The organism is Schaalia dentiphila ATCC 17982 (assembly GCF_000154225.1).
Classification (GTDB): Bacteria; Actinomycetota; Actinomycetes; order Actinomycetales; family Actinomycetaceae; genus Pauljensenia; species Pauljensenia dentiphila.
The window spans coordinates 494,240-513,115 of sequence record NZ_DS264586.1 but is presented as its reverse complement, the minus strand read 5'-3'; the positions used below and the strand labels follow the sequence as shown (position 1 = coordinate 513,115).

At 66.9% G+C, this 18,876-nt stretch carries 17 protein-coding genes; 13 read left to right on the top strand and 4 right to left on the bottom strand.

Annotated elements, in window-relative coordinates:
• Positions 1–67: 67 nt before the first annotated feature.
• The 11 genes from ACTODO_RS02205 to ACTODO_RS02155 all read left to right on the top strand — a co-directional run bounded on the left by ACTODO_RS02205 (position 68) and on the right by ACTODO_RS02155 (position 13,263).
• Positions 68–922, top strand: coding sequence for a class C sortase (locus tag ACTODO_RS02205; RefSeq protein WP_003790882.1), 855 nt, complete (start codon positions 68–70; stop codon positions 920–922).
• A gap of 254 nt (positions 923–1,176) precedes the next feature.
• Positions 1,177–1,689: a hypothetical protein gene (locus ACTODO_RS02200; protein ID WP_003790880.1), complete on the top strand. Its 513-nt coding sequence runs from the start codon at positions 1,177–1,179 to the stop codon at positions 1,687–1,689.
• Positions 1,686–2,702, top strand: coding sequence for a vWA domain-containing protein (locus tag ACTODO_RS02195; protein ID WP_003790879.1), 1,017 nt, complete (start codon positions 1,686–1,688; stop codon positions 2,700–2,702). Before ACTODO_RS02200 ends, ACTODO_RS02195 begins: the two co-directional genes overlap by 4 nt.
• Position 2,703: 1 nt before the next feature.
• Positions 2,704–3,738 (top strand): VWA domain-containing protein, encoded by a 1,035-nt coding sequence (locus tag ACTODO_RS02190; protein ID WP_003790877.1) that lies wholly within the window; start codon positions 2,704–2,706, stop codon positions 3,736–3,738.
• On the top strand, positions 3,728–4,753 hold the full coding sequence (locus tag ACTODO_RS02185; RefSeq protein ID WP_003790875.1) for a hypothetical protein: 1,026 nt from the start codon (positions 3,728–3,730) through the stop codon (positions 4,751–4,753). Before ACTODO_RS02190 ends, ACTODO_RS02185 begins: the two co-directional genes overlap by 11 nt.
• Positions 4,754–4,845: 92 nt before the next feature.
• The gene (gene purD / locus ACTODO_RS02180; protein WP_003790874.1) at positions 4,846–6,180 is read left to right on the top strand and encodes a phosphoribosylamine--glycine ligase; all 1,335 of its coding nucleotides are present in this window, start codon (positions 4,846–4,848) and stop codon (positions 6,178–6,180) included.
• Between the two features lie 19 nt (positions 6,181–6,199).
• A complete protein-coding gene (locus ACTODO_RS02175; RefSeq protein ID WP_003790872.1) occupies positions 6,200–7,201 on the top strand; it encodes a phosphoribosylaminoimidazolesuccinocarboxamide synthase in 1,002 nt (333 codons plus the stop codon).
• Positions 7,202–7,265: 64 nt separating this feature from the next.
• Entirely contained in the window at positions 7,266–7,547 is a 282-nt protein-coding gene (locus ACTODO_RS02170) for a phosphoribosylformylglycinamidine synthase subunit PurS (RefSeq protein ID WP_009054370.1), read from the top strand.
• Positions 7,544–8,251 carry a phosphoribosylformylglycinamidine synthase subunit PurQ gene (gene purQ, locus ACTODO_RS02165; protein ID WP_003790866.1) on the top strand — a complete coding sequence of 236 codons (708 nt, stop codon included), beginning with the start codon at positions 7,544–7,546 and terminating at the stop codon, positions 8,249–8,251. The genes ACTODO_RS02170 and purQ overlap by 4 nt, the downstream gene beginning before the upstream one ends.
• A 69-nt stretch (positions 8,252–8,320) precedes the next feature.
• A complete protein-coding gene (gene purL, locus ACTODO_RS02160; protein ID WP_003790865.1) occupies positions 8,321–10,678 on the top strand; it encodes a phosphoribosylformylglycinamidine synthase subunit PurL in 2,358 nt (785 codons plus the stop codon).
• Between the two features lie 1,817 nt (positions 10,679–12,495).
• Positions 12,496–13,263: a CDP-alcohol phosphatidyltransferase family protein gene (locus ACTODO_RS02155; RefSeq protein WP_003790864.1), complete on the top strand. Its 768-nt coding sequence runs from the start codon at positions 12,496–12,498 to the stop codon at positions 13,261–13,263.
• Positions 13,264–13,503: 240 nt separating this feature from the next.
• Here the strand turns inward: ACTODO_RS02155 and ACTODO_RS02150 are convergent, their stop codons facing one another.
• On the bottom strand, positions 13,504–14,412 hold the full coding sequence (locus ACTODO_RS02150; RefSeq protein WP_003790862.1) for a hypothetical protein: 909 nt from the start codon (positions 14,410–14,412) through the stop codon (positions 13,504–13,506).
• A gap of 99 nt (positions 14,413–14,511) precedes the next feature.
• Here ACTODO_RS02150 and ACTODO_RS02145 point away from each other — a divergent pair, with 99 nt between their 5' ends.
• Positions 14,512–14,880, top strand: a complete 369-nt coding sequence (locus tag ACTODO_RS02145; RefSeq protein WP_003790860.1) for a sterol carrier family protein — start codon at positions 14,512–14,514, stop codon at positions 14,878–14,880.
• A gap of 30 nt (positions 14,881–14,910) precedes the next feature.
• Here ACTODO_RS02145 and ACTODO_RS02140 read toward each other — a convergent pair whose 3' ends face one another.
• The gene (locus tag ACTODO_RS02140) at positions 14,911–15,189 is read right to left on the bottom strand and encodes a DUF4235 domain-containing protein (protein ID WP_003790859.1); all 279 of its coding nucleotides are present in this window, start codon (positions 15,187–15,189) and stop codon (positions 14,911–14,913) included.
• Positions 15,190–15,329: 140 nt separating this feature from the next.
• On the opposite strand from ACTODO_RS02140, the gene ACTODO_RS02135 reads away from it, so the two are divergent.
• On the top strand, positions 15,330–16,622 hold the full coding sequence (locus tag ACTODO_RS02135) for a type 2 periplasmic-binding domain-containing protein (RefSeq protein WP_003790856.1): 1,293 nt from the start codon (positions 15,330–15,332) through the stop codon (positions 16,620–16,622).
• Between the two features lie 26 nt (positions 16,623–16,648).
• On the opposite strand, the gene ACTODO_RS02130 is transcribed toward ACTODO_RS02135, so the two are convergent.
• Both ACTODO_RS02130 and ACTODO_RS02125 read right to left on the bottom strand, forming a co-directional pair.
• Positions 16,649–17,968, bottom strand: a complete 1,320-nt coding sequence (locus ACTODO_RS02130; protein ID WP_003790854.1) for a DUF4921 family protein — start codon at positions 17,966–17,968, stop codon at positions 16,649–16,651.
• A gap of 19 nt (positions 17,969–17,987) precedes the next feature.
• Positions 17,988–18,866 (bottom strand): aldo/keto reductase, encoded by an 879-nt coding sequence (locus ACTODO_RS02125; protein ID WP_003790853.1) that lies wholly within the window; start codon positions 18,864–18,866, stop codon positions 17,988–17,990.
• Positions 18,867–18,876: the final 10 nt, after the last annotated feature.

Sequence of the window (18,876 nt, the reverse complement as noted above, 5' to 3'; positions counted from 1 at the left end):
GGCAACGCCGAGTGCCTCCGCAACCTCCTCGACCGCTCCCCGCGACGCGCGGCGGTGGAGGTTCTCCGTGATCTCCCTGATTCCCTCCCTCCTCGCCCTGGCGGGAATGCTCCTCTTCCTCTACCCGTCGATCTCCGCGTGGATCGTTCAGTACAACCAATCCCAGATCATCGCCCAGTACGAGGACTCCGTGAGCAAGGCCGATCCCTCCGCCGCGGAGCAGCTCGCCCTCGCCCACCGCTACAACGACGCCCTGAGCTCGGGGGCCGTCCTCCAGGCCAACTCGAACGTGCCCACCGGCGACGGGACAAGCGGGGACGCGAGCCTGGACTACAACGCGATCCTCGCCGCCGACAGCTCCGGGCTCATGGGCAGGCTCAAGGTTCCCGCCGCCGACATCGACCTGCCCATCTACCACGGGACCGACGATGAGACGCTCCTGCGCGGCCTCGGACACCTGGAGGGAACGTCGCTCCCCGTCGGCGGGCAGGGGCAGCGCACCGTCGTCACCGGACACCGTGGGCTGGCCGAGGCGCGCATGTTTACCGACCTCGACAAGGTGCAGGTCGGAGACACCTTCACCTTCGAAGTGTTCGGGGAGGTTCTCACCTACCGGGTCTTCGACAAGAAGGTCGTCAACCCCGAGGAGACCGAAGCCCTGCGCTCCGAACCCGGCCGAGACCTCGCCACGCTCGTGACGTGTACCCCCCTGGGCATCAACACGCACCGCATCCTCGTCACCGGGGAGCGCGTCTACCCCACGCCGCAACGCGACATTGACGCTGCGGGTGCCGCCCCCGACATCCCCGGCTTCCCCTGGTGGGCGCTCGGCCTCCTGGGGGGAGTCTCACTGATCGGTCTGTACATCTGGCGATCCGGTTACCCGCCGCGCCCCAAGAGGCGTCCAACACTGAACAAATGAGAGAAAATATCGCCGATGAGGCCCCGTGGTGGCGCTCGCGCCGCAGGGTGACGCCGAGCCGGGCATTAGCACTATCGCGCCCGGCGTGGCACAATCAGGTGAACGCGGCGTCGGTGTGACCGCAATATGCACGGTCGACCGACGCCCCGATGGCGACGGGGAAGAGGGTGCAATGACACGACGAGCGACGGCGGTGCCTCGCACCGATCGCGCCCGGACCGTCCCGCTCCCGCGCCCAGGCGAAAGGTACGGCAATGTCCGGTAACCTCATTGAAGGCCTTCAAGAACCCGTCATATACCCCCACTGGATGTGGATCTTGGGGGTCGCACTGCTCCTCGCCGTCCTCGGCTGGGTAGCGTACAGTCTGTGGGCCTGGTGGCACTCACGCGAGGGGAGCGTCGCTCACCTGCAGACCATCTCCCAGGCCAGGCGGGCCCGATACCACGACTACGTCAACCAGATCGCCCAGCGCCGCGCCTGCGGAGAACTTGACGAGCGCGGAACCCACCTGGCGGTGGCCGGCCTCATGCGCGCCCTCGGTACCGAGCGCTCCGGCCGCGACCTCGAGGTGGCTACCGTCGCGGAGATCCGCGCCCTCGTCCCCACCTGGCCCCAGCTGGCCCTCGTCCTGGAGGCCTGCGAGACGCCGAGCTTCGTCGGCGAACGCGCCGACGGCGCCACTGGGGGACCCTCCCTGCCCGGCGGCGCACAGGGGGCGGGCGGCACCGACATCCTGATCCTTGCCTCGCAGGCGGTAGATGCATGAGATTCACCTGGCTCATCTTCGTCGTCCTCGGTGTCGTGCTCGCCGCGACCTGCGCCGGCTGGCTGCTCGCCCGTCGAGCCGGCGTGCGTTCGGGCAAGAAGGGGTGGGTGGCCAACACGGGCTACCTGCGCGGCCTGCCGAAGTACAAGGCGCTCGTGCGTCGCACGCGCGCCTCGCTGGCCATGGCCTTCGTCTGCTTCCTAATCGCCGTCATCGCCACCTCCGTGTCGGCGGGCGCGCCCGTCGACCGCTACGTCAAGCACGATAAGTCCGCGAGCCGCGACATCGTCCTGTGCTTGGATGCCTCCGGATCGATGCTGCCCTACGACTCGAAGATCGGCGCGGCTTTCCGAGAGATCATCTCCCACTTCGAGGGTGAGAGGATCTCGCTGCAGCTGTGGGACGCATACTCGATGACGATGTTCCCGCTCACCGACGACTACGACATGGCCACCGACGTTCTCCAGGACATGTCGGACACGATCGACACCGGCCTGACGCGCATTGGCGGCAGGTTGAGCGCGACGCAGGAACTCTTCGACTACCTTGCGCCCGTCATGGATGAGAACCAGGAAGTCTCCTCGATCGTCGGCGATGGCCTGGCCTCGTGCGTCATGGGTTTCGACCACAACGACAAGCAACGTTCCCGCACCATCCTGCTGGCCACCGACAACGAGGTGTACGGCGACGGCGTCTACAACCTGAGCGAGGCGATCCAATTCGCGAAGAGCCAGGGCGTGACGGTCACCGCGCTGTACCCGGGATCGGATATCACCCTGAGCTCCGAGGCCCTGCAGCTGCGTGACGAGGTCCGAAAGACCGGCGGCGACTTCTACGATGCCTCGTCCCCGTCGTCCGTGGATCGTGTGGTGAAGCAGATCGAGGCCGAACAGAAAGAAGAACTCGGCTCCGCTGGCAAGATGCTGGAGACGGACCGCCCCGGCGCCGCCCTCGGGTGGACACTCTTCGGCGTCGTGTCCCTGCTCGGTCTGCTGGCGTTCGGGAGGCTCTGACATGATTTTTCGCCCCGTCTTTCACCTGGCTGTCCTGGGCATCATCGCCGTGCTCGGCGCGCTCTTCGTGTTCCTGTCGGCCAAGCGCGTCACCCGCCGCCACGTCATGGATGTTCTGCGTCGCTTCCTCATCGTCGTCACAGTCATCATCATGGGCGCAGGCCCGTCGATCCCCGGCGAGGCCCAGGAAGTGACCTCGACCCTCGAGGTCTACTTCGTCATTGACCGCACCGGCTCCATGGCCGCCGAGGACTGGGACGGCAGCAAGCCCCGCATCGACGGCGTGCGCAACGACATCTCGATCATGATGAACATCCTCACCGGCTCACGCTTCTCCATCATGTCCTGGGATTCGAGAGCCCACACGGACCTGCCGTTGACCTCCGACGCCTCCGCGGTCATCTCGTACATGGATTCCTTCGACCGCGAGCTCTCCAGTTCCTCCCAGGGATCGTCGGTGAACCGACCCGCCAAAGACCTCGCCAAGCTCCTGAAGAAGAACAAGGAACGCCACCCCCAGAACGTGCGCGCCCTCTTCGTCTTCTCCGACGGCGAGACCTCCAACCAGAACCACTGGACCAGCGCACCCTCAGGTGAGGCCAGTGACTGGGATGCTGTCAAGGAGTACATCGATGGTGGCCTCGTCCTCGGCTACGGCACCGAGGAAGGTGGCCCCATGAAGGTACTGCGCCTGGGCGACAGAGGCTCCCAGAGCGGCGGTGAACCCGAGTACATCCACGACTCCTCGCAGCCTGATAACCCGATCGCCATTTCGAAGATCGACGAGGCCGCCCTGAAGGATGTCGCCTCGCGCGTAGGCGTCGACTACGTGCACTCGCCCGACAAGTCGGCGATCGAATCGCACGCTCGTTCCGTGCTCGACAAGGCGACGACGCTCGCCGAGTCGCGCAACCTGAAAGACACGTATCGCTACATCATCTGGCCCTTCGCGCTCCTTCTCGGGGCTCTCCTCGCGTGGGAGGGTGCCACGCTGGCGCTGCGCGCCCAACAGTTGAGGAATTCCCATGCCATCTGAGAACTCGCAGCCTGAAGCAGACCTCCTCCCCTTTGGCGCGCCCCAGGTCGATCCTGTCGATGCGTCCGTTCGTGCGAAGCTCACCAAAGCCTCGTCGGGCAAACAGAAGATCCAGCGCAACCCCCGTGCGCTGCGCCCTCTGTGGTACTCCATCCCGATCCTCGTCATCGTGCTGAGCGTCGCCGCGTACCTGATCGGCCTCTCGCTCTGGTCGCGCTCGTCCCTGAGCCACTGGAAGGCACAGGAATACGACATCGCCCAGACGGGCTATGAAGGCCAGATGGCGTGGACGAAGATCGGCATCGAGCGCTGGGTCGCGCACTACAATCGCGGCACCACTCTCGTGCGTCAGGGACAGACCGACGAGGGCGTGACGGACCTGCGTACCGCCTTCGACCTCGTCCCCAAGGCCACCGAGGTCAAGCCGGGCCGACTCGAGCCCTTCTCCTACGAATGCCGCGTTCGCGTGAACCTCGCGATCGGCATCGAGATTCAGGGCGACGTGCAGGATGCCGCCGGCGCGTACGCAAATGCCGCGACTATCTACCAGGAAGCCGAAGAGACCGTAGCTCCCTGTCAGACCGCCTCCAACTCCAGTCAGAACCAGTCTGACGACCAGAACCAGTCCGATAACAAGGACCAGTCGAGTAACCAGAACCAGTCCGGCAAGCAGGGCCAGTCCGGTGACCAGCAGCAGTCTGGCAACCAGTCCGATAACCCCGCCGACCAGAACAAGGAACGCGTCGAGGACAAGAAGCAGAAGGCTGAGGAGCAGTCCCAGGAGCAGGGCGACCAGCAGCAGGACCAGCAGCAGGACCAGCAGGACAAGGGATCGAAGGATCAGCAGACGAACCCGAGTCCCAGCCCGAGCCCCTCGCCGAACCCCTACGAGGGCGAGACCCCGGAAGAGAAGCAGCGCCGTGAGGAGCTGCAGCACAAGAACGATCAGCGTAACAAGGACCAGCGCGACAAGAAGGATGACCGCCGCAGCGGTAACCCGAACGGCGCCTGGTGAGGGCCGCAAGCCCGTCTCACTTTCGCTGTGACGTGCACCCATAAAACACCACGGTGGCCCGGAAGGCCACCAAACACCGATAGGCTTGAATCGTGAAGGTTCTTCTCGTTGGTAACGGGGGTCGCGAGCACGCGATCGCCCGTGCGCTTGTACGAACGTCCACCCCCGAGCATCCTGTTGAGCTCGTCGTCCAGGCGGGTAACCCCGCGCTGGAGCAGCTGGGTCGCTCTCTGACAATGGATCCCCTGGATCCGAAGGACGTCGTCCGTCGCGCCACGTCTGAGAACGTCGACCTCGTGGTCGTCGGCCCCGAGGCGCCGCTCGTCGCGGGCGTCGCGGATGCGGTCCTGGACTACGGAATCCCCGTTTTTGGCCCGACGAAGGACGCGGCGCGTCTCGAGGCCTCCAAGTCTTTCGCGAAACAGGTCATGACCGATGCCGGCGTGGCGACGGCTCGCGCCTTCACGTGCACCACGATGGACGAGGTTGAGGCCGCGTTCGACGATCTGGGTGCCCCCTACGTCGTGAAGGATGACGCGCTTGCCGCCGGCAAGGGCGTCGTCGTGACCACCGACCGCGCCCAGGCCTCGGAGCATGCGCGCGCCTGCCTGTCGCGCGACGGGGGAGCGGTCGTCATCGAGGACTACCTCGACGGCCCCGAGGTCTCCCTCTTCTGTTTCGCCGACGGTGCTACCGTCGTGCCGCTGCAGCCCGCGCAGGACTTCAAGCGCGTGGGCGACGGCAACGAGGGCCCGAACACGGGCGGCATGGGCGCCTACAGCCCCCTGCCGTGGCTCCCCGAAGAGGCCACGCAGCGCATTGTCGACGAGGTGGCCCAGCCCGTCATCACCGAGATGGCGCGTCGCGGCACCCCCTTCCGCGGCCTCCTGTACTGCGGCCTCGCGATGACCTCGAAGGGCATCCGCGTCGTCGAATTCAACGTGCGTTTCGGCGACCCGGAGACCCAGGCGGTCCTCGAGCGCCTCGACTCCCCGCTGGCCCCCATCCTGTACGCGGCCGCGACCGGCACTCTCGCCAAGGTCCCCGCCCCCGTGTGGAGCGAGGACGCGGCCGTCACGGTCGTCATGGCCTCGGGCGGCTACCCGGGCCCCACGGATACCGGACATGAGATCACGGGTATCGAAGCGGCCGAGGAGCTCGACGGCATCCACGTCATCCACGCCGGTACCTCTGAGGAGATCACCGACGACCCGACCGACGTCGCAGCCGGATGCTGCGGCTTCGAACCGACCTACGCACTGGTGAACTCCGGCGGCCGAGTTCTCGATGTCGTCGCCCGAGCGGCCACGCTCGACGAGGCGCGGGCGCTCGCCTATCGCGGCGTCGACCTCATTCACTTCGACGGGGAGCACCACCGCAGCGACATCGCGACGTGGCCCGCCGACCTGGTCGTTACCCTCGACTGAGAAACCCCTGAGGAACATCATGACCGCCACCCTCCACGGCTGGACCCCGCTGAGCGCGGGCAAGGTTCGCGACATCTACGCTCCCGACGAGGCCGTGGTCGGCCCCGCACCGCAGACCGCTACTCAGGCGGGCTGCCCGCGTCACGCGAAGGCTGGCCCGGAGGCGCTCCTCATGGTGACCTCGGACCGCATCAGCGCCTACGACTACGTGCTGCCCACGCTGATCCCCGGCAAGGGCGCGGTCCTCAACCAGCTCGCCATCTGGTGGATGGGTCAGCTGCGTCCCCTCGTGGAGAACCACCTGCTGGCCGTGGGTACGAAGGCTCCGGCCGAGGCCTCGCGCGCCCTGGAAGGCGCCCAGCCCACGCGCTTCACGGTGCCCGCCGAGGTCGATGGGCGCGCGGTCGTGTGCCGCAGCCTGCACATGATCCCCATCGAGTGTGTCGTGCGCGGCTACCTGACCGGCTCCGGCCTGGCCGAGTACCGCGAGTCCGGATCCGTGTGCGGCATCAAGCTGCCCGAGGGCCTGACCGAGGCCTCGCGCCTGGAGGAGCCGATCTTCACGCCCGCCGCGAAGGCCGAGCTGGGCGAGCACGACGAGAACATCACTTTCGAGCAGACCGTCGAGCGCATCGGCGAGGAGCTCGCGGTCGCCATCCGCGACCTGTCGATCGCCCTGTACCGGGCCGCCCGCGACATCGCCGCCGAGCGTGGCATCATCATTGCGGACACCAAGTTTGAGTTCGGCATCGACGTGACCACGGGCGCGCTCGTACTCGCGGACGAGATCCTCACGCCGGACTCCTCGCGATTCTGGCCCGCCGACCAGTGGGTGGAAGGCCAGGTCGCTCCCAGCTTCGACAAGCAGTACCTGCGCGACTGGCTGGTCTCCGAGCAGTCCGGCTGGGACCGTTCCTCGGGCGCCAACCCGCCCGCGCTGCCCGAATCCGTGGCCGCCGCGACCGCCGCGCGCTACGTCGAGGCATACCGCCGACTCACCGGGTCGGACCCCATCCTGTAAACAAACTTGCCCGCCGGGCAAGATGCACGGCGGGATCCTCACCAACAACACAAGGAGGAACGCCGTGGGGCGAATCATCGTGGAAGTGATGCCGAAGCCGGAGATCCTGGATCCCCAGGGTAAGGCTGTCGGTTCGGCGCTGCCCAGGCTCGGAATCACGAGCTTTGAGGCCGTGCGCCAGGGTAAGTGCTTCCACCTGAGCGTGGACGGTCCCGTCACCGACGAGCTCCTGGACCAGGCCCGCAAGGCAGCCGAAGAGGTCCTGTCCAACCCGATTATTGAGGACGTCGTGCGCGTCGAGGCCATCGACGAGGCCGACGCCCGTTACGCGGGAGGCGTGCAGTGACCCGCGTCGGAGTCGTCACCTTCCCCGGCACCCTCGACGACCGCGACGCGGCCCGCGCGGTTGAAATCGCTGGTGCGCAGGCTGTGTCCCTGTGGCACAAGGACGCCGACCTGCACGGCGTCGACGCGGTCGTCATCCCCGGCGGCTTCTCCTACGGCGACTACCTGCGCTGCGGTGCGATCGCGGCGACCGCTCCCGTCATGAGCGAAATCGTGCGCGAAGCCGGACGAGGCCTGCCCGTCCTGGGCATCTGCAATGGTTTCCAGGTCCTGTGCGAGTCGCATCTGCTCCCCGGCGCGCTCATCCGCAACGACCACCAGAAGTTCCTGTGCCGCGACCAGGTGCTGCGCATCGAAAACGCGGACACCGCGTGGACGCGCACCTACGGCGCCGGCGACACCATCACCGTCCCCCTCAAGAACGGCGAAGGCAACTTCCAGGCGGCCCCTGCCGAGCTCGAACGGCTCGAGGGTGAAGGCCGCGTCGTGTTCCGCTACGTCGACTTCAACCCCAACGGCTCTGCCAACGACATCGCGGGCGTCACCAACGCCGCGGGCAACGTCGTCGGCCTCATGCCCCACCCCGAGCACGCGACCGAGGCAGGCTTCGGCCCCCTCTCCCTCGGACCCGACGGCGCCAGCCACCACGGTGGCACCGACGGCCTGGGCATCTTCCGTTCCGTCCTCGCATCCCTCGTCGGCTGACGACGCCACCGAGCCCTCACCCGTGAGGGAGCCCCGGCCTCGTCCCAGACCTTTCGAATGGAAACACGAATGACCTCTGAAAACACCCGCGAGCTGCCCGACACCGTCGAGAACGCCGCCGCGACCCCCGGCCAGGACATGCCCTGGAAGGAACTCGGCCTCAAAGAGGACGAATACCAGCGCATCTGCGACATCCTCGGGCGCCGACCCACCAACGCCGAGCTCGCCATGTACTCCGTCATGTGGTCCGAGCACTGCTCCTACAAGTCCTCCAAGAAGCACCTCGGCGAGCAGTTCGGCGCGCGCACAACCGACGCCATGAGGAAGAACCTCCTCGTCGGCATGGGCCAGAACGCCGGCGTCGTCGACATCGGCGGCGGCTGGGCCGTCACCTTCAAGGTCGAGTCCCACAACCACCCGTCCTTCGTCGAGCCCTACCAGGGCGCGGCCACCGGCGTGGGCGGCATCGTCCGCGACATCATCTCTATGGGTGCCCGCCCGGTCGCCGTCATGGACCAGCTGCGCTTCGGCGCCGTCGACCACCCCGACACGGCGCGTGTCGTCCACGGCGTTGTCTCCGGCGTCGGCGGCTACGGCAACTGCCTGGGCCTGCCCAACATCGGCGGCGAAACCGAGTTTGACCCCTCCTACCAGGGCAACCCTCTCGTCAACGCGCTGTGCATCGGCAAGCTGCGCCACGACGACATCCACCTGGCTAACGCGACCGGCGAAGGCAACCTCGTCGTCCTCTTCGGCGCGCGCACCGGCGGCGACGGCATCGGCGGTGCCTCCATCCTTGCCTCCGAGACCTTCGAAGACGGTATGCCCGCCAAGCGCCCCTCCGTCCAGGTGGGCGACCCCTTCATGGAGAAGGTCCTCATCGAGTGCTGCCTCGACCTGTTCGAGGCCGGCGTGGTCCAGGGCATCCAGGACCTCGGCGCCGCGGGCATCTCGTGTGCGACCTCCGAGCTGGCCTCCAACGGCGACTCCGGCATGCACGTCGACCTCGAGAACGTGCTCCTGCGCGACCCCACGCTTACCGCGGGCGAGATCCTCATGAGCGAGTCCCAGGAACGCATGATGGCGATCGTGACCCCCGAGGATCGCGAGCGTTTCTTCGAGATCATCGACAAGTGGGACGTCGAGGCAGCGGTCATCGGCCACCTGACCGGCGACGGCCGCCTCACGATCGATCACCACGGCCACCGCATTGTCGACGTCGACCCGAAGACCGTCGCCCACGAGGGCCCCGTCTACGACCGCCCCTACGCGCGCCCCGCGTGGCAGGACGACCTGCAGGCAGCCACCTCGGAGGATCTCTCGCGTCCCGCTACGCGCGAGGAGCTGATCGCCGACGTGCGCGCAGTCCTCTCCGACATCAACCAGGCCTCCAAGGCGTGGGTCACCGACCAGTACGACCGCTACGTGCAGGGCAACACCGCCCTCGCCCAGCCCGACGACGCGGGCGTCATCCGCATCGACGAGGAAAGCGGCCTCGGTGTCGCCCTGTCGACCGACGCCAACGGCTGGTACACGAAGCTCGACCCGGCAGCTGGAGCCCGCCAGGCCCTCGCCGAGTCGTACCGTAACGTCGCCGTCGTCGGCGCCGAGCCCGTTGCCATCACGGACTGCCTGAACTTCGGCAACCCCGAAGACACGGACGCCATGTGGCAGCTGGTGACCGCCATGACCGCGCTCGCGGACGGCTGCATCGAGCTCGAGATCCCCGTGACCGGCGGCAACGTGTCGCTGTACAACTCGTCCGGCACCGAGAAGGGCCTGCCGAACTCGTCGATCAACCCGACGCCCGTCATCGGCATGCTCGGCATCCTCCCCGACGTCACGCGCGCCAACCCCTCCGGCTTCACCGAAGAGGGCCTCGCCGTCATCCTCCTGGGCACCACCCGCGAGGAGTTCGACGGGTCCGCGTGGGCGCGCATCGCCCGCTCGCACCTCGGTGGCCTGCCGCCCGAGGTCGACCTGAAGGCCGAGGTCGCCCTCGGTAACGTCGTGCGCGCGCTGAGCGCCGCCGATGGCCCGGACGGACGACCCCTCGTGCGCGCCGCACACGACCTGTCCAACGGCGGCCTCGTGCAGTCCCTCGTGGACTCTGCGCTGCGCTTCGGCATCGGCGGCGTCTTCGACGTGGCCGGGGCCGCCCGCCGCGACTGCGTCGGCGACCACGAGATGCTCCTGTCCGAGTCCCAGGCTCGCGCCTTCGTCGCGGTGCCCGAGGCGGCCGTCAAGGCCGTGTTCGTGGCCGCCGAGGCCGAGGGCGTGGACGCCGTGCGTATCGGCACGACGGGCGGCGACATGCTAGCGATCAGCGGCGTGGACCTGCTCGCCGCCGAAGGCGAGGGCTGCGGCTGGATCGCCTCGATCGACGAGCTGCGCGAGCTGAGCGACGCCGGACGCACGTACTTCTGAGCGTTCGCGTCTGAGTTGTAGCGCCAAGGGGCGCGGGCCTGCGGGCCCGCGCCCCTGTGCTGTGTTGGTGCTTGATCTGTGGCTCTGCTTATGTTGCTTGTAGCGCTGCTGGTGTTCCGGGCGCTGTCGGGCCCGGCCGCTGTGTGTGCCGGTGGGTGGCGGCCCGCCCGCTGGCCGTCCGCGCCGCGAGCTTCGCTCGGCGCGTCGTCCTTCCTGCGTGTGTTGCTTGTGGCTCCACGGGTGTTCCGGGCGCCGGAGGGCCCGGCCGCCCGCGAGACTAGGCGACTTCGCTTCGCTCGGCGCCGCGTCTCGAAGCCCGCCCGTGCCCTCCGGTCCCTCCGGCGCCCTCCACGCCAGTGGGGCCGGGTCGCTGATTGGCGCGTCGTCTCGGAGCCCGGTCAGGCCCCGTCGTCACCGCACAGGTGTCGCGTCCACACCTCGCTTGCCGCATTGCTTGCCTTTTCGGTGCAACGCGTTGCCAGGCTGAAACCGCTGTCACCTTTGTGGCCCGGTCTTTGTGCGTGGGTGAAACCGCTGTCACCTTTGTGACCCGGTCTTTGTGCGTGGGTGAAACCGCCATTACCTTTGCTCGCTCGAAATGTGTGTTTTTGCGGCATTGTGGGCGAGCAAAGGTGTCGCTGGTTTCATGCGTACCCGTGAACGAGCGAGCAAAGGCGGTGGCGGTTTCATTTGGGCGCGAAATAGTTCTCCCTGCGGCGCTGTGTCATCGCGAAAGCGCGAAATAGTTCGCCCTGCGCGCTCACAACACCCCAAATTTGGCGTTTTTGTGCTCGCTGGGCGAGTTTTTCGCGGAAGAGCCGCTGGAGGGGCTGTGCTGGGCGAGTTTTTTCGTGCGACCGAGTGGTCATAGCTGGTGCTGGGCTAATTTTGTCTCGCCGTGGCACGGTCCTTCTGCACTGTTCCCCGGCTTCTATCGTCTGTGGGAACCACAGCCAGGCCCCGCAGGTTTCGGGACGGCCTCCAGACCTGTGGCGGTGGGGGGTTTTGCAGCATTAGAAGCTGGCGGGCGCTGTATGCCCGGCGTGTCGCAGCTCTAATGATGCAATTGCCCCCGTCTCACATCGGTGAGTTGGTTGTTTGAGGTGGTGTAACGCCCGAAGAGCAGACCACCCCGCCCACAACGGCCCGTTACATTGTTTTCGCCGAGGTGGTCTGCGATTTGGGCACAACGATGCCGGGCGTGGCGTGTTGTTCGCGCCTAAGCCCTTGAACACTCGTGTTAACCCCTTGATACGCACGCTAACCCCTTGATACGCACGTAAACCACTAGACATACATGTGGGCGGCGCCGCCCACATGCAAACCATCGGGCCCACGTGCAGGTCATCGGGCCTGCGTGCGTATTCGCGGGTGTGCATGTGGCTCAGCTGCTTCGTGAGAGCTTCTCGTGCCGCGGTGAGAGCGATCGTGCAGGCAGTGATGGCAGCTGGGCCCATCTACTGGCAGTGTTAACCCTTCAATGCGCAGCTAAACCCAGCTACTGGCAGCTGGACGCAGCCGCCCACACTCCACCAGGTGGGTTAACGTGCGCATCAAAGGGCCGAGGCGGCCACCTGCTCGACCCGAGCGCACGGAAGTGAGCTGGCACGCCCCCGCGCATACGCCCAGGTACTCCAGCCACCAACGAGTACCGGTACGAAGCGTCATGAAGCAATGTCACGGTGAACAGAAGCAGCGTCCACCGTGTTCTGTGAGAACGCCCCGAACGCGTGCCATTTGGTCGAAGTGCTACCAAAAGCCCACCAATCTTTGGCATACTGAGGGGCGGAAACTATCCGCCATCACAGGAGCTGTCCGTGCCTGAGCAAAACGTCCCCACTACAACTGAGCAGGCCCAGGCCTCGTCTGAGAGTGCCAGCAAACCCAGCCTGGGCCGCTTGATTGCCGCCTGGGCGGTGCACGCGTTCACGATCTCCGGGCTCGTGTGGGCGACGCTCGCGCTGTTCGCGATTCTCGACAACAACATCCCCATGATGTGGCTGTGGTTCGTCATCGCCCTGATCGTTGACGGTGTTGACGGCACGCTGGCCCGTAAGGTCGGAGTCCGTCAGGTCATTCCCTGGTTCGATGGCGGCGTCGTCGACAACCTCGTTGACTACCTGACGTGGACCTTCCTGCCGGCGCTCTTTATGGCGATGTATCTGCCGTTTGGGCCCAAGCCGCTTCCGGTCATCATGATGGTTGTCATCATCGTCTCCTCTGTATTCTGCTACGCGAACGACGGAGAGAAGTCGAACGATAACTACTTCGTGGGTTTCCCGGCGGCGTGGAACTGCGTTGCGATTGTCATGTACGTGCTTCAGACTCCTGCGTGGGTCAATAGCGCCGCGACGATTTTCCTGGCGATCATGACGCTGGTCCCGCTGCACTACACGCACCCGGCGCGTGTGAAGCGTTTCCAGATCCCGAACATCATCGGTGCGGCCGCGTGGATCGTCGCGTGCGCGTACCTGGTGGTCGTGTACCCGGTCCAGCCCCTGTGGACTCTGATCCTGTTCTGGGTTGGCGGCGGCTGGTTCATGATCGCTGGCTTCATCCGCACTGCGACCGGCGAGGACAAGTAATCTCGCGCGCCGCGAACGAATACGAACGTCCCCCGGGCATTGCGCTCGGGGGACGTCGTCATGCAAGGTCGATGAACGGGTGCGCACTGATGCCACGAGAGGATAGGGCGGGTCTCAGAGGAACGAGGCCGGGGCGGGCTTCGACACGCGGCGCCGAACGTAGTGAGGCTGCCAAGTCTCGCGGGCGGCCGAGGCCTCCGGCACCCGGAGCGCCAGCTGGACGCAGCCGCATCGGCGTGCCTACAGCTGCTCTGTGAGGCCCTTCTTGACGGCGCGGTCGCGCTGGTAGCGGAAGACTTCGAGGAAGATACCTCCGAAGAAGATCAGCGCGATGGCAGTCCACACGCCGGGGGGAGCGTGGCGCCCGTACATGAGGAAGTACACGTAGGGCGCGATGAAGGTGATGGCGGCGGTGATCGCGCCGACGACGCGGTGCCAGAGCTTCTGCCCGGCGACCATTTCGATGAGGCCCCACGTGTAGGGGATGGCGGTGATCATGTCGATGGCCCACAGGATGCGCCAGTCGCCGTGGAAGTGGGGGACGTATATGACGGGCAGGGCTCGCGCCACCGAATACACGAGGACGACGACGTAGGCGATGAATTTCGGGTTGCGGCACAGCCGGAGGAACGCGGAGCGCTCAATGATGGATGCCCCGACGGCGCGCGAGGCGTGGGTGGCGTGTGACGAGGTCGTGAGCGTGTCGAGTCCGGCCATGGCGACGCGCATGAATTCGCGTTGCTCGTCGGTGCCGGCCGCCCAGTGCTCCAGCAGCTCGAGGGGAGACAGGGCGATGGGGGTGTAGCCGTCGCGTGGCTGGCCGGCCTCGTGGATGACGTCGTCGCCGAGGGCTTCGCGCAGGCGGGCAAGCTGTTCGGTGGGAATTTCAGCGATCCACAGGCGGACGCGGCGTTGGATGGCGTCGTGGAGTTCGTGGGAGAGCGCGTGTCCTGCGGCGGAGTGGGGGGAGAAGCCTTCGGCGGCGATGTCTGCGAGGGCTCCGGGATATTCGACGATCCGGGTCGTAAGGTCGCCGGCGCGGTCAACGCCGGAGACGTTGATGATGGTGGCCGCGTCCCACTGGTAGCTGCGTGCGATCTCGATGTCGAGGATCGAACGTAGCGTAATCAGGGAAGCTATGTCGGTCACGGGTGGCCTCTCGTCGGAAGTGATGTATCCATTGTGCCTGACAAGGCGGTCGGAATGCACGCCCGGGGACGGGGTGACAGCGCCGCGTAGAATCGGGGTATGGCGAAACGACGGATTGACCCCGGTGAGGGGATGGTGGCGCTGCGTTCGTGGCGCGATGCTGTGGAGCGCGGCGAGGAGCCTGCGCGTGCGGTCGTATTGACGGCGGTGCGCTTCACCCTCGAAGAGCTTGGTATCTCGCATCCTGGCCGAGCGGTCGAGGTGCGCGTGCCTCCCGCCGGCGCGGTGCAGATCCTGCCGGGGACGACGCACCGGCGCGGTACGCCGCCCGCCGTCGTGGAGACCGACGCGCGCACGTGGCTGTCGCTCGCGTGCGGCCTTCTCTCGTGGGACGAGGCCGTGGCTGCCTCCCGCGTCAGCGCGTCGGGCGAGCGTACGGACCTGGGGCCCCTCCTGCCGGTCGTGTGAACGCAGGGGAGGGGCGTCGGTCTGCGGGGCTCAGGCCTCAAGCTGGGGCACGCCGAAGCGCGCCTCGAGCTTAGGGGCAAGCCACTTCTGCGAGCCCTTGTACGCGTAGCGCTGAGCGACGGCCGCGATGGCGGCAGAGGTGGCCGCGAAGAGGACCAGCGAAGCGATGGTGACGTCGTCGGAGTCTTCGGCGGGAATGGGGCGTCCGGTGGCGACCTTCCAGCCGGCTTCGAAGACCTTGGAGGCGGCGAAGGCCGCTCCGGCGATGACGGCGGTAGTGGCGAGCTTTTCGATGGTGGCTGAATCCATGGTTGCCTCCTGGTGTGCGGGTGGTTGTCCCTGTGCGCGTGCGCACGCTTCCATGATGCCCCACGCGGCGCTCTTGCGCGAGGCCCACAGGTACCCTGTCTTATGCTTGGACGGTAGTGTTCCCGGCTGAAGGATTCCTTATGGCTCGCGCCCGCTCTGTTTTTGCGTTGTCTGCCCTCCTTGTTGCGGCGACGACGGTGGCGGCTTGTACGCCGTCCGTGTCCTCGAGTGCGCCTCGGGATCCGTTTGCGTCGCCGATCGTTCCTGGCCAGAGCGCGCGCGCCTCGTCGAGCACGGCGGGGCATGGGACGATCGACGCTCCGACTCCTCGTAGTGGCTCGGGCACGCTGACCGTCGCCCTGGTGGGTGGCGCGCAGCTGCCGATGGAGACCGCGCAGGAGTTCACGAAGGCGACGGGCTTCACGGTTGCGGCGGTGCCGGTGGATGGTGTGGATGCGCTGTCGAAGGCGGGCGTGGACGTGGTGCTCGGCCTGGATGGAGCGGACGCCCTGCAGGCGACTGCGGCGGGCACGATCGCCGCTTCGGCGCCTCAGGATACTGCGACGCTTGCCGGCACGGTCGTGGACGGTGCCGCTGCGGCGATCGCCTACGGCCGCGACGACGTGTGTGTCATCGCCGACAAGTCGTGGATGAGTGCGAACGGCCGCCCGCTGCCGACTTCGTTCGGCGATCTGACCTCGCCGCGTATCCGCGCGCTGCTGACGGTCCCGGACCCGGCCTCGTCGTCGGTGGGCCGCGCCTTCGTGCAGGAGGCAGCCGCGCAGACAGGCGAGGGACTGGGTTCTTTCGCGCAGTCCCTCAACCCGCGTGTGGATTCCTCCCTGGGTGGTGCCATCGCCGCGTGGACGGCCGGCGCGCACGTGTCCGAGGGCTACCTGTCCGAGGTCGTGGGTGCCTCCGCGGGTTCTTCCGGCGCGTATCCGCTGATCGTGGCCCCGCGTTCGCTGGCGGCCGCTGCAGCGACGAATACGGGCGCCGATTCCTACGGCACTGCGATCTCCTCGACGTGTATCGCTCGCATCATGTACGCGGCCCCCACGTCCTCGCCCGCGTCGGACGGCGCAGAATCCCTGATCGCGTGGCTGCAGGGTGAAACCGCGCAGCGCTCCCTGGCCACGACGGGTGCCGTCTACCCGATCGATGGTGTGCTCGCCGCCGACACGAAGGCCGGCTGGCTGATGGGCATCACCGGCGACCCGATCGTCGCCGACGAGACCGTCGGTTCCCTCGACGCGATGAGCGCATGGCTGGCCACGTGGACCTCGGCGCTGGCCTCCCCGGCGCCGGCCGCGCCGAGTACTCCCGATCCCGTGACGGATCCGGGCACGCAAGACGTCGAACCGGAGCCGGCTCCCGCGGATAACCCCGCGGCCGACACGGGATATGAGGATTCGAGCGACGATGAGGAGTAATCCCCGCCGGACGCATTCCTTTGGAGTCAGCCTCGCAGCATTGCGGGGCTGACTTTGCATTCCTCTCCGATGCGCATGGGGGCGATGAGGCCGGCTTCACGCAGCTTGAGGAGGCGCGGTACGGTGCGCTCGACGACCTTCCACGGGTCGATCGTGTTGAGGTAGATGCGCGTGCCACCCTCGAAACCCGCGAGTGTCGAGATGCGCCACTTGAGCAGGATTCGCCAGCGCATGGGCGTGGACACGGTGGGTGGGCGGTGGTACCACTCCTCGTTGGCGGGCACCTCCACGCCCGTCGCGGCGTGTGCGGCGTGCAGGATATCGGAGATCCCCCGCATGGCCTCGGGGCTGACCTCCCACGGGTTTTTCGGCTCGTCCAGGGGCCAGATTGCGATGCCGGGGAAGCGATGCCCGAAGCCAGCCAAGGCGACGGCGTGCTCGTTCTGGGCGATGAGGAGCTTGCGCGTGGCTGCGACCGTGAAGATCTGGTCGTAGATGTCGGGCTGGGCGCGCAGGCGCTCCAGCTCGGCCTCGGTCTGTACGGACATGTCGTCGATCGCGACGAGCTGCTTGTGCAGGTGGTCGAAGGACGCGCCCGCGGGGCGCAGCCAGTTCTGGAATGTCGCTACGTAGCGGACCGCGGGATCCAGGTCGTACAGGTCGCGCATCGAGCGGGCTGTGTAGGCGGTGTACTGCTCATGTTCGTCGGGGGTGAGGGTGCCGGACCCGGCCAGCTGGTGGGCCTCGGTGGCGCCGTCGACGAAGTGGCGCCTGCCGATGATCAGGTCGTGCCCGCCGGAGAAAAAGCCGTTGGCGGATTGTAGGCGCGCGGTCTCGCTGGTGGCCGCGAACTCGCCTTCGCTCATGCCCGAGGCCAACATGCGCGAGCGGACGACGTTCATGACGTGCTCGTAGCCCGCGTCCGAGGCCAGGTAGTGGGCCATGCGGCGACGGTCGTCCTCGGAGGGGACGTGCCCGTGGTTGAGATGCCAGTAGTTGTAGGAGACGATCTCGAACAGGTTAGGAATGCGTCGGAATTCTGCGACCGTGTCGCCGAGCTGATCCGCGCCGAGGGCGTCCAGCTGCTCCCAGGACCCGTCCTCGTGGCGCACCAGGCGCGACTTTTCGGGCGGGGTTTCGAGGTATCGGCCGGAACAGAACGCGCAGTGGTGTCCGTCGGCCTCGTGGTCGATGGGGTTGTGATCCGTGTGCGGTGCGGTGAGGGGCCGGTTGCCGCGGCCCGGAACGGTCCACACCTCTGTGCCCGTGAGGAGGTTCTGCTGTTTAACGGTACCGTCGGCCAGTCGAACGATGGCGCGGTCGGCGCGCGTGAGCTTGGAAGCCATACTTGTATCGTACCCGTCCTCAGAGTCGGTCCATGGTGGCCGGATGTGACCCCATGCGACCGGACTCGCCCGCGTCGAGAGCGTCGATGCGTGCGGTCTGTTCGGGATCCAGCGAGAAGGAGAACACGTCGAAGTTGGCGGCCATGCGCTCACGACTCAGGGTCTTGGGGAAGACGACGTGGCCGCGATCCAGCGCCCAACGCAGCGTGACCTGCGTTGGTCCCACGCCGAGCTCAGCGCCGATCTCGACGAGCGTCGGGTCGGTGACCGCGCGTCCGCGCGCCAAGGGGGACCATGCCTCGAACACCATGCCGAGCCCCTGTGCGTAGGCGCGCAGGTCGGCGTTGGGGAAGAAGGGGTGGGATTCAACTTGGAGGACGTGCGGGGCGACCGTCGCGACCTCGCGGACTGCCTCGACGTGCTCGCGCTCGTAGTTCGACAGGCCGATCGCGCGTGCGCCGCCTGCGTTGAAGGCGTCCTCGAGGGCGGGCCAGGGCAGGGCGACGTCGCCTCCGTAGAGTGTGGGCAGCGGCCAGTGCACGAGGAGGAGGTCCACGTAGTCGGTGCGCAGGTCCTCGAGGGAGCGCCGGATGGATGCGGCTGCCCGATCGGGCTCGTGGTTCGAGTTGTCGACCTTCGTCGTGATGAACAGGTCCTCGCGCGCGATGCCCGATGCCTCGAGCGCCGCCCCGACTTCGGCCTCGTTGCCGTACATCTGAGCGGTGTCGATATGACGGTACCCGACCTCGAGGGCGCGGCTCACCGCGTCGTACGTGTCCTCGGGCGCGACCTTGTAGGTGCCGAAACCGAGCACGGGGATGGGTGATCCCGTCGGGAGCATAAAGGTTGGAATCGGGGACGAGGCCGGGGCGTTCTCGGCGGGAAGCGGGGTGTTCATCGGTGAATCC